5 protein-coding genes are annotated in these 11,318 nt (G+C 58.1%); 1 reads left to right on the top strand and 4 read right to left on the bottom strand.

Annotated elements, in window-relative coordinates; all coding sequences use genetic code 11:
• Window positions 1–410 precede the first annotated feature (410 nt).
• The 4 genes from LHW45_06935 to rocD all read right to left on the bottom strand — a co-directional run bounded on the left by LHW45_06935 (window position 411) and on the right by rocD (window position 9,663).
• Window positions 411–6,614, bottom strand: a complete 6,204-nt coding sequence (locus LHW45_06935; protein ID MCB5285310.1) for a hypothetical protein — start codon at window positions 6,612–6,614, stop codon at window positions 411–413.
• A gap of 11 nt (window positions 6,615–6,625) precedes the next feature.
• A complete protein-coding gene (locus LHW45_06930; GenBank protein ID MCB5285309.1) occupies window positions 6,626–7,414 on the bottom strand; it encodes a type III pantothenate kinase in 789 nt (262 codons plus the stop codon).
• A 113-nt stretch (window positions 7,415–7,527) separates the two neighbouring features.
• Complete coding sequence (gene era / locus LHW45_06925) at window positions 7,528–8,415, bottom strand: GTPase Era (protein ID MCB5285308.1); 888 nt, start codon at window positions 8,413–8,415, stop codon at window positions 7,528–7,530.
• A gap of 51 nt (window positions 8,416–8,466) precedes the next feature.
• A complete protein-coding gene (rocD, locus tag LHW45_06920; protein ID MCB5285307.1) occupies window positions 8,467–9,663 on the bottom strand; it encodes an ornithine--oxo-acid transaminase in 1,197 nt (398 codons plus the stop codon).
• Window positions 9,664–9,914: 251 nt separating this feature from the next.
• Between rocD and LHW45_06915 the strand changes: the two genes are divergently transcribed.
• Window positions 9,915–11,045: an aldo/keto reductase gene (locus LHW45_06915; protein MCB5285306.1), complete on the top strand. Its 1,131-nt coding sequence runs from the start codon at window positions 9,915–9,917 to the stop codon at window positions 11,043–11,045.
• Window positions 11,046–11,318: the final 273 nt, after the last annotated feature.

Raw genomic sequence — 11,318 nt, 5'->3', positions numbered from 1 at the left:
CTTCGCCTGTATCGGACCCGCTTCATGCCTGGTCTTGGATCAGCTATTCCCGCAAGGCCTGGATTCCGGATCTCCGGCGCTGAAGCACCTGCGTCCGGAATGACGTAGGTTTGGGGCTATGTGTTGATGGTTCCTGGATTTGGGGCCCCTTCCCCGGAATGACAACTCCTCCCCCTTTGCCGTCGCCCATTCACATCCCATTCACTTCCCGCTAACTTCCCGCCTGTCAGGCGGGAACTAAGCGGGAGGCGCACAGGGGGCGAGTAGGCTGGGGCAAAGGGCGGGTCCTGGTGATAACAAGTATTGGGGCTCTTTCAAACCGAGTGGGCTGGAAACCACAGGATCACCCACTCATGTAAAATAGGCCATACTATATGACAACAGCAATCCCAAGCCCGTGGGTGCTGAAACTATAGGTTGACTTCCACCCAGACGCCGATGCGGAAGGTGCGGAGGCCGGTGTCGCGTTTGTTGTCGGCGGTTTTTTCCCAGGTGCCGGTGAGGCCGCCGCGGATGTTGGCATCGAACTGGTAGGTGGCGCTGGGGGTGATGGCGATGCGGGTGTTGTCCTGATCCACCTGGGAGAGTGATTCGCGGCCGAAGGTTTCGTCGTATTTCTTTTCCCAGAGGAAGTTCAGGCTGGAGGTGAGTTCATTTTTGATGTGGATCTTTTTCTTGGTGAAGGGCACGGTGAAGCCGCGTCCGCTGCGGAAAGAATAGGATAGGTTGCCGTTCAGGGAGTGCGTGAGGGTGGTCTTGATGATGTCGTAGGTATCCATGTCGGTGATGTTTTCGCCGGTGGAGAGGGAATAGCTGAGGTTGGTGCTGAGGCTTTTGATGAAGGTGCCGGTGAAGCCCACCAAAGGATTGAGGGCGAGGGTGGAGGCTTCTTGTTTAGGCTGTTCCCAGTCCAGATCACCGGTGGCGCGGGTGGTGTATTGAAAGCCGCTGTTGAGGCGGGCGTTGGTGAGCACCTTTTCCAGGCCGAACCAGTTCTGGAAATCCAGCAGGGAAATGGTGACGTCCGGGAAAGTGATGGCCACGGCCTGGTTGGAGGCGTTGGAGCGGGTCTGGTCAAAAGTGAGGGAATAGCGGATCACGCTGTCGAGCGCGCGGGAAAAGGTGACGCCGCTGGCCAGGGAGAGGGTGTTGTTGTCGGCCACAGAATCGAGGGAATCTTGGGGAACGCTGTGGGGCACGCCCAGCTGGAAGAGGAAGGGAGGCGTTTCCTGCTTGCGTGAATAGGTTTGCACGTAGGAGTTCTGGTAGGTGGCGGTCACATTCTTTATCTTGGAAAGCAGGTTGAGAGCCGCGAAGGGGAAATAGAACCTCTCGCGGGGTTCCTTGCCGCCGTCTCCGGGCTTGTCTCCATCCTTGGGTTTGTCGCTGTCACTGGGTTTATCGCCGTCTTTCGGAGGTTCCAGGCCTTCCTTGCCGTCCAGATCCTGCTGTTTGAGTTTTTCCAGGTAGGCTTGTTCCTCGTCCTTTTTACGCTGTTCCTCGTCCAGCCGCTTCTTGTCCTCCTCGCTGAGGCCGTCCTGCTGTTTGAGTTTTTCCAGGTAGGCCTGTTCCTCGTCCTTTTTGCGCTGTTCCTCGTCCAGCCGCTTCTTGTCCTCTTCGCTGAGGTCTTCCTTCGGCTCGTCTGGGGGTGCTTCGCCGGTACCTTCCCCGGGTTCGGGTTTATCCTCAGGTGGCTGGCTGGCCACTTTGGCCTCGTGGGCGGTTTTCACGCTGCCGGCCCAACTGGCCAGGAGGTTGGAGTTCATGAGGGTGAAATTGGCACGTACGGTGCGGTTGGAGCTGCCGTCGCTTTCAAAATAGGCTTCCTGGCCATTATCGGTGTTCTGATAGTATTTGCGCTGCTGTTCGCTGAAGCGGGAGGTGCCGCTCACGGTGAAGCTGAAGACATCGCGCAGATAGGTGGGATTGTAGTTCAGGCCAAGGTCCTGGACGTATTTGGTGAGTTTTCCGATGTTGAAGTTCTGCCAGAGCACCTGCTGGATGAGGTCGCGCTCGGAATTGAGGCGGAGGTTGAGGGCGATGTCCGAAGTGAGGCCCCAGCTCACGTTGGTGTCCGTGGTGAAGACGCGGGTGGGCACGGTTTGGGCGCGGGGATGCCAGCCGTAAACGCCGTCGCGGCGCTCCCAGTTCCAGCTGAGGGGATCGGTGTTGTTGATGGTGAAGCTGTTGTTGAAAGTGGTGGGAAACCAGCCGAGGCGGTAATCGCGGAAGAGACGGAAGCTCACCTTGTCGCTGGGGAGGCTGAGGTTGTAGTTCAGGGTGCCGCGCCAGGTGAGGGTGGTGTCGGCGGCGGTGGGCGTAAAGCGGTAAGCTTTTTCGATGCGGCCGCTGAGGGAAGTGCGGTAGAGGGTGTACTGGAGGAGCTTGGATTTGGGGGCGGTGCGCTGGCTGAAGCCGAAATCGGCGGAATAGACCAAAGATTCGTTGCGCTGGCGGTCCTTTTCCTGGGGATCGTCGATGTTTTCGCGCAGGAGGTCGGAATTGGCTTGGAAGCGCGGGATTCCGAGGGTGTAATTGCGGGTGAGGCTGACGGGTATGTCCAGGCCCCAGGCGGCGGGAAAGAGCTTGTTCAGGAAATAGCGGTTGTTGATGTTCAGGGTTTTGGAGCTGGTGAAGGAATTGGCGCGGCCGCGCTGGATGATGGTGTTGAAGTTCTCGCTTTTATCCTCGTAATCGATGTCCAGCGAGCTGAGGTCGGCAAAGACGGAATTGAGTGAGACGCGCTTGGCGATGCCTATGTCCTCGTAGGGTTCGGCCACCCGGAGGTCGTTGAGGTAGAGGATGCCGGTGTAAGGCTGGGGTGCCTGGACGTCGAGGGGCGAATAGACACCGAAATAGATGTCGCGCGTGTTGGTGAGGGTGGGCGCGCCGCGGAAGCTGTAAACCGTGTTGCCGTCAACGATCTGGCCGGAGGTCTCGTCTGGGAACTCCTCCTTGAGGGAGGTCATTGCCTGGAGGTCGTAAACCAGTTCGATCCAGGCATCGCGCTCCATCTTGGTGAGGTATGGCAACACCGGCACGCGCTGGCGGATCTGGTAGAAGTTCAGGCTGTCGGCCCCCACGCGGAACACCACGTCCAGGGAATCCGGATGGTAGCTGGCGCCCTCGCGGGCCTCGGGATAGACCCAGAACTTCACCTTGTTATAGGAAAGCAGGCTGTAAGGATCGAACAGCCTCTGGCGGAGCAGCACCTGATGGCCGGGCTGGAGGTTTTCCACGGCCAGGGTGAGGGCGGATTCGCTGGATTCGCGGCGCAGCTCGATGTAGAAGCTGCCTTCCGGCGATACGTAGTGGGAGCTGTTCTTCTGGTTGTTCACGATGCCGGAGAGGTAGTTCGTGCCGTAGGTGTTCACCAGCACGTCCGGAATGATCTGGCCTTCCAGGTTGCGCACATAGAAATCCTCCCACTTGTTTCCGACCACGTTGAAATCGTAGATGAGCACCTTGGCGGGGAGGTTGGTTTCCATGATGAGGCGTCCGTAGGAGACCTTTTTAAGGGTGGGCGAAACTCCGGCGGAGGAGTTGTTCACCACCTCGTAGAAATTGGGGTCTGTGATGGGGATGCGGTAGAGGCGCCAGCCGTCCTGGTTCACGTTTTGGAGGAAGGTAGAGTCGGAAAGGGCGAAGGAATAGCTGAAATAGCGGTCGAGGTTGTTTAGAACGCCGTTTCCGTCCAGGTCTTCGGTATCCAGCACGCGGTTGCCCTCAGTACCGTTGATCTGGGGATAATCGCCGTATTGGTCGATCTCGTTGTCGGCCAAGTCGTTGGGGTCGGCGCCGGGTTCGCCGGAAAAAATGCCGTCGAGGCCGGTGTCCTCTTCCAGGGTGAGCACGCCGTCATTGTTCTTGTCCTCGGTGTTGAGCACGTTCTGGCCGCCAAACTCGGTGTAGAAATCCTCGTTGATGTCGCCCAGGTCGATCCTCAGGACAGGATCGGGCTGAGGCCCGCTGTCGGTGCCCACCACCTTAACCATCAGCTCGATGTATTTTTTCTGCGAGAAATCCAGCTGGTTGCCCAGGTATTTCATCACGCCGCCCCAGCTCCAGAGGTCTGAGTTGGGCACGCCGAGATTTGCGGGAAAGACCTTCATGGCCAGAACGGTAACGGTTTCGCGCTTTTCGGCGTCGGTGAGCGTGGAGGGGTCCTCCACCTGTTCGCGGCGAACGTTCTTGGGGTTGTACCAGTTGGTGCGCCCTCGGGCCAGGGAGCTGTTGTAAGGTTTGCTGGCCTGGCTCCAGGAGCCGATGGTTACGCCCATGGGGTAGAAATCCATGATGGATTCCATGTCGTCCAGATAGGCTTCCTTGCGCTTTTCGTTGGGGTCGCCGTAAATATTGGGAATGGTGTAGGCCACCTCGCCGGAGAGGGTGATGCGGCTTTCCGCGGTGGTGTTGATGAGCGGCAGGGCATTCAGCCAGCGGGTGATGAAGGCGGGCTTGAAAGTGAGGGTGCCGTCGAGATCGGCCATGTACATCTCGATGTTTTCGTTGCCCACGCGGGGACGGCGGTCCGCCACGTTTTCCGAGCGGTAGATGAAGGTGCCGCCCAGCTTGGCCCAGTCGGTGATATTCCAGTCGGCGCGCACGCCGGCGAGGGATTTGCTGGCCACCTCGAAGGCGCTGCGGTACTCATAGTCGATCTCGATCTTGGCGTCCGGGTCCTTGCCGGCGGTGGTTAGGAAGGTGATCCGGCCAAAATCGTAATCCACGATGTAGTCGATGTTCTCCTTCTGTTCAAAGCCGTTCACCTTCACGATCACGCTGCCCTTGAGGATGCCTCCCTGGGCCAGGTCCACCGATTCGCGGCCGATCTTGCCCTTCACAGACATGTAGAGGTCGATGTCCAGATAACTCACGCTTTCGCCCTCGTCGGTGTAAACGATCTCATCGCCGAGGGGCCGGAAGGGTTCCAGGAAAGGGATCACCACAAGGCCGGTGGTGAGGTTCACGGTGTTGTCATCGCCGTTGATGAGGCCGTCGCCGGTGCTGTCCAGGCGCAGGTAATCGGTGTAGGTAACGATGTTTGGTGTGGCCAGGGAATCCGGCACCAGAAAGTTTCGCGTGAGGTCGACGTTCACCGTGTAAACGTTGAGGGTGAAGCCGTCGTTCTTGATGTTGGTCTTGTTCATGTTGTAAACGTTGCGCATTTGGTAATGCCAAACGTTGTTGGGGTCGCCGGGGTCGTATTCCTGGTTGCGGCGGCGGATCACCTTGGCGTGGAGGATGCCGTCCTCCGTATCGCTGTTCAGGGGCACGGGAATGCCGTCACGGCGCACATAGCGCACGGCAATGGTGTAGCGCCGGTCGATGGTCTTGTTCAGGCGGATGATCCCGGCCGTGTAGTCGGTAACATAGTCCGTGCCCTCGATCAGCTCATCATAGTAGGGAGTGTAAAAGTCCGTATCACTGAAATAGACGGTTTCTCCCTCGGCGGCGGCCACATTGTTGGTGGTGTTTGCGTCGTCCAGATAGACGCGCACGCTGCCGTTCTCGGGCAGGAGGTTGGGGTTCTTGATGATCCAGGCGCCGGTGGGATCGGTCTTCACAGCGTTGTTCACCCAGCCCTCGGGTACGGAGTTCGAGACCTCGGCCTGGGTGTAAAGGTCGTAAAGCTCGTAGGGGTCCTCCAGATAGTACATGGTGCGGGAGGCGTAGTCCCGGCTGCGGAAGACGGTGGAGTCCGCCTGGCTGGTGCCCACGTAATTCTGGGTGTTTTTCTGCCCCTCTTCGGTGCTGGCGATGAGGGTGAGGTCGAGGTTTTTGTATTTGAGCTTGGAGGTTACGCCGAAGAGGCCCTGGGAAGCGGTGGAATAGCTGATGTAGCGGGAGCCGGAGAGGGCCAGGGTGATGTTTCCGCCCTCGATGGTCTGGATCAGTTCGTCCTCGTTGCCGGTGTATTTGATGCTGATGTTGTTGGGGTCAAAAAGCTGTTCGTCCTGCTTGCTGTTGTATTTCAGGTTCACGCCAATCTTGTCGCCGATGGTGCCGGTGAGGCGCAGGTTGGTTTCCTGCTCCATCTTGATGTCGAACTGGCCGGTGTTTTCCGTCTCGTAGATGGCCACGTTCTTGCGCTTGGTGCTGCCCACCTCGATGGTGACTTTCTCCGTGCCGTCCAGGTTCAGCTTGCCGGCCGAGCTGCCAAAAACCTTCTGAACGCTCTTGGGCACGGCGATGGTGGGCAGTTCCAGCACGTATTCCTTGATCAGGCCGGTGTTGGTGATCTCGGTTTGGGTGCTCCGGTTGCGGTAGTGCTCGAACAGCGAGCGGCGGAAGGCCTTGCCCCTCAGGTTGGCAAAATAGCGGTCGAAACTGATGGTGCGGCCGGGATCGAGCTCATAGTCGCCGACCTTTGTGGTGATCACCACCTTGCCGCTTTCAAAATCGATCAGTTCATCCTGGGTGGGCGCGAAGGTGCTGATGAAATAGGGGCTCTGTTTCAGGTAATTGTTGCCCCGGTAAAGCTTGTAGATGTCCACGGTGTTGTAAACCAAGGGGTTGTAGCCCTCGATCCAGAGGCGGGGGTAGAACTCCGGACTGGCAAAAAGCGCTGTCAGCGCGGACAGCAAAAGGGCCAGAAGGAGGGATTTTCTCATGCGCGGGTGGTTCAGCGGCTGTCTTTGCAGGCCAGGTGGATACCGTCCAGGGTGAGGGATTTGTCCACGATGTCCGCAGCGGGGACAAGGGGCTTCACCAGGTCGGCGATCCCGCCGGTGAGGATCACACGCATGTCCTTGTGGTCGAAGTAGTGGAGTTTCACCTGGCGGACGTAGTTTTCCAGCATGAAGGCGTGGCCCTGCACGATCCCGGAAAGGAGGGCGTCGCGGGTGTTGGTGCCCAGCAGCACGGCAGGCGCGGTGAGCTCGATCGGGGAAAGCAGGGCGGCTTTTTCAAACAGCTGGTCGGCCCCGGTTTTCAGCCCAGGAGCGATGGCGGTGCCTTCAAAACATCCCTCCGCGGAAACCAGCTGCACCTTGGTGGCGGTGCCCAAGTCGAGGATGAGGCATGAAGTTCCGTATTTGCGCCAGGCCCCGTAGGCGTTGGCGATCAGGTCAGCGCCGATGAAGGAAGGATCCGGCACCTTGTAGCTAAGCCCGGGCACGCTGAGGGCGGTGAGTTCCCAGACCCCGGCCTGCAGATATTTCTGGAAGAGATGCTGCCAGATGCGGGTGAGTTCCGGAACCACGCTGGCCATGGCGATCGAGCTGATGGACTCCCCGCTGAGGCCGCTCAGCAGCGGTTTCAGCAGCGAGTAATACTCGTCGGCGGTGCGGCTGTGGGAGCTGTGGAACCTGGCAAACCAGGTCATTTGGTCGCTTTGGTAGATCCCGCAGGTGATGTTCGTGTTTCCGATGTCCACTACCAGAGTGGCTTTCTCTTCTCTGTTTGAGTGCATATTCTCCACGCGTTGCATAAGTTTGGAAAAACAAAAAACAAAGCCTGATTCGCTTGGGAACCTACATTTGGCGCGGGTGGAAATGTGTCAATAGAATTTCGGGGCCGGAACCCTCAATCGAAGCCCAATTCCTTCAAAGCTGTTGATTTTTTTCGCCAACCCGGCTTGATCTTCACCCAGAGATGCACCTGCACTTCCGTTTCCAGCCAGGCGGAAAGCTGTGTTTCGGCGTGTTTGCGGATCCTGGCCAGGTTCTCGCCCCTTATGCCGATGATGATGGGCTTCTGGCTCTGCCGCTCCAGCCAGATCACCGCGTCGATCACCACCCTGTCCGCTTCCTCCGTGTATTTCTCGATCAGCACAGCCGCGGCGTAGGGAATTTCCTGGGCGAAATTGTGGAAGATCGCTTCGCGCACCACTTCCTGGGCGAAAAAGCGCAGAGGCAGGTCGGAAAGCTGGTCCTCCTGATAGTAGGGCTCGTGATAGGGGATGTGGAACATCAGCTTGTCCAGCAGTTCGGGAATGCCTTCGCCGGTGGCTGCGGAGATGAACAGCGTAGCCGTGAAGGAATCCGGCAACTGGTTCAAAAAGAAATCGCGGTTCACTCCGGGATCGAGGTCCAGCTTGTTGAACACGGCTATCTGAGGCGTGCGCACGTGTTTGAGGTGTTCCAGCACCTCGGTGTCGTATTGGGTGGGAAACCTCTGCACGTCGCTCATGAACAGCACCAGATCCACGTCTTTGAAAGCGTCGCTCCAGATCCTCTGCATGCGCTCCTGCAGCTCGTAGCGGGGTTTGAGGTAGCCGGGGGTGTCGATGAAGATGATCTGGCAGTCGGGGCGGTTGAGGATGCCCTTGATGGCGTAACGCGTGGTTTGGGGCTTGGGCGAGGTGATGGAAAGCTTTTCACCCAGAATCCGGTTCATCAGGGTCGATTTGCCGGTATTCGGCTTGCCGATGATGGCCACGAAGCCGCTGCGGAAGTCCGGGCGATCGTTCATGAAAACCTGAGGGCGGAGCTGTGGTCCGCCCTCGATGTCAATTGTATCAGTTCAGATGGCGTTGAAGACTTCTTCAATGATCTTCGCCACTTCGTTCAGCTGTTCTTCGGTTATCACCAGGGGTGGTGCCAGGCGGATGATGTGGCGGTGGGTGGGCTTGCAAAGCACGCCGCGTTCCTTCAGCTTGAGGCAAACGTCCCAGGCCTCGTAGCCGTTTTTGGGCTCCACCACGATCGCGTTCAGCAGGCCTTTGCCGCGCACCAGCTTGATCATCGGGTTGTTGATGGCCCTCAGGGCGGCCCGGAATTTCTCGCCCAGCTCAAAGGCGCGGGCAGCCAGGTTTTCTTCTTTCACCACTTCCAGCGAAGCTTTGGCTACCGCGCAGGCGAGGGGGAAACCGCCGAAGGTGGAGCCGTGCTGGCCGGGCTTGATGGTGAGCATGATCCCGCGGTCGGCCAAAACGGCTGAAACCGGCAGCACGCCGCCAGCCAGGGCCTTGCCGAGGATCAGGATGTCCGGGCGGACGTCCTCGTAATCGCAGGCCAGTAGTTTGCCCGTGCGGGCTATGCCGGTCTGGATCTCGTCGGCGATGAACAGCACGTTGTGCTCTTTGCAGAGGTCATAGCAGGTTTTCAGGTAGCCTTCGTCCGGAACGAAGACGCCAGCTTCGCCCTGGATGGGCTCCACGATGAAGGCAGCCACATTCTTGCCGTGCTTTTCCAGATAGTCTTTCAGGGCTTCCGGGGAATTGTAGGGGATCTTGGCGATGCCGGGCATAAAGGGCCCGAAACCTTCATAGCAGTCGGGATCCGTGGAGGCTGAAACCACCGCCAGGGTGCGGCCGTGGAAGTTGTTTTCGGCGAAAACGATGATCGCGCCGTCCTTTTCCACGCCCTTCGCCTGGTAGGCCCATTTGCGGGCCAGCTTGAGGGCCGTTTCCACGCCTTCCGCGCCGGAGTTCATCGGCAGCACCATGTCGTAGCCGAAATACTCGGTGATATACTTTTCGTATTCACCCAGCTTGTTGTTGAAAAACGCCCGGGAGGTGAGAGTGAGTTCCTTGGCCTGGTCGATGAGGGCCTGGATGATCTTGGGATGGCAGTGTCCCTGGTTCACGGCGGAGTAGGCCGAAAGGAAATCGTAATAACGGTTTCCTTCGGGATCCCAGAGGAACACTCCCTCGCCTTTGGCCAGCACCACCGGCAGTGGGTGGTAGTTGTGCGCTCCGTACTTCTCTTCCAGTTCCATGGACTCGCTTGAGCTGATAGTTCCGTGTTTGAGATTCTCGGACATCTTTTTTCCTCCATATATGGATATTTTTTTCTTTACCCAAAGCCAAAACCTATGGCTCACCTTTGTGTCAAGACATTCTTTGCCTGGCGGGGCCGGATCCCTTGTCTGCAGTCAGTTTCGGGCGGGGCGAACGTTTGGCCGCGGCGCGAAATTCCATTGACAGGATCCACCCGGCCAACAGCTTGGCATTTACAAAGGAATTCATTATGCGATATAGAACCATGCCCAAATCCAAAGACAAGCTCTCGGCCCTGGGCCTCGGCCTGATGCGCCTGCCGCAGACAAAAGCCGGCAGGATCGATGAAAAAAAGGCCCTCGCCATGCTGCAATACGCGCTGGAACAGGGTGTGAACTATTTCGACACCGCCTGGGGCTATCACGACGGCGCCAGCGAACCCCTGCTGGGCAAATTTGTGGCCCAAAACGACCGCTCCAGGTTTTACATCGCCACCAAACTGCCCTGCTGGCTGGTGAAAACCCGCGCCGACATGGACAGCTACCTGAACCAACAGCTCGAACGGCTGCGGACCGATCACGTGGACTACTACCTGCTCCACGCCCTCAACCAGCGTTCCTGGAAAGAAATGCTGCGCCTGGGCGTTCTGGACTGGCTGGAGGGCGCTCGCGCCGACGGCAGGATCCGCCACATCGGCTTTTCCTTCCACGACAAGTATCCTGTCTTCAAACAGATCGTCGAGCGCTATGACTGGGATTTCTGCCAGTTCATGCTGAACTTTCTCGATACCCATTACCAGGCCGGCCTGAACGGTTCTAAACTAGCCGCAGCCAAGGGCATGGGCATCATCGCCATGGAGCCATTGCGCGGCGGAAAACTGGTGCAGCAGGTGCCGGACGCCGTGAAAGACGTCTGGGCCAAGAGCAAACACGACTGGAGCCCGGTCCAGCGCGCCCTGAATTGGATCTGGAACCTGGATTCCGTTTCGGTGAACCTCTCCGGCATGAGCAACCTGGACCAGCTGAAGGAAAACATCCGCTTGGCCAACTCCTTCAAGCGCGGCCAGATCGACGAGCGCGAACTTGGCCTTTACAAACAGGCCCGCCTGGAATACATCCACCGCATCGCCATTCCCTGCTCCGCATGCCGCTACTGCCTGCCCTGTCCTCATGGGGTGGCCATCCCCTCAGTGTTCGGGCACTACAACGAAGCGATGATGTTCGGCGAAAAAGAACGCCACAAACAGGAATACCAGGGCTGGATCCCCGCCGCCGCCCGAGCGGATAAATGCGTCAACTGCGGCGTATGCCTCAGCAAATGTCCCCACCACATCCCCATCCCGGAGTGGATGGAGACCGTGGCCGAGTATTTCGGAGACTGACCCCTCCCCCGTTTCTTTCATTGAACTTGGATTGAAGCATAAGTGGCCCACCTGGCGACAAAGGCTTGGTGGGTCTTTTTCAGGTACTGCCAAAGCACTTCATGCGCCAAGGGCAAGATGGCTGGATCGCTGATCCAGACTTACTGATACCATTTCGCTTGCATAATTCCAAATATAGGTTATTGTATCTCCAGTTTCAGTTTACTGGAGGTACAGATGAGACAGATCCAAGTAAGTGACAAGATGCCGGCAGAAGAGCTCAAGCGCCGGATG

The sequence above is a fragment of the Candidatus Cloacimonadota bacterium genome, assembly GCA_020532085.1.
GTDB lineage: Bacteria > Cloacimonadota > Cloacimonadia > Cloacimonadales > Cloacimonadaceae > Syntrophosphaera.
The sequence above is the reverse complement of the archived record's forward strand: the minus strand, read 5'-3'. Positions and strand labels throughout refer to the sequence as shown.

What these genes read in the sequence shown, in the direction of transcription:
- LHW45_06915 (MCB5285306.1), top strand. Translation starts at nt 9,915, where the DNA reads ATGCGATATAGAACCATGCCCAAATCCAAAGACAAGCTCTCGGCCCTG.
- LHW45_06935 (MCB5285310.1), bottom strand. Translation starts at nt 6,614, where the DNA reads ATGAGAAAATCCCTCCTTCTGGCCCTTTTGCTGTCCGCGCTGACAGCG.
- era (MCB5285308.1), bottom strand. Translation starts at nt 8,415, where the DNA reads ATGAACGATCGCCCGGACTTCCGCAGCGGCTTCGTGGCCATCATCGGC.
- rocD (MCB5285307.1), bottom strand. Translation starts at nt 9,663, where the DNA reads ATGGAACTGGAAGAGAAGTACGGAGCGCACAACTACCACCCACTGCCG.
- LHW45_06930 (MCB5285309.1), bottom strand. Translation starts at nt 7,414, where the DNA reads ATGCACTCAAACAGAGAAGAGAAAGCCACTCTGGTAGTGGACATCGGA.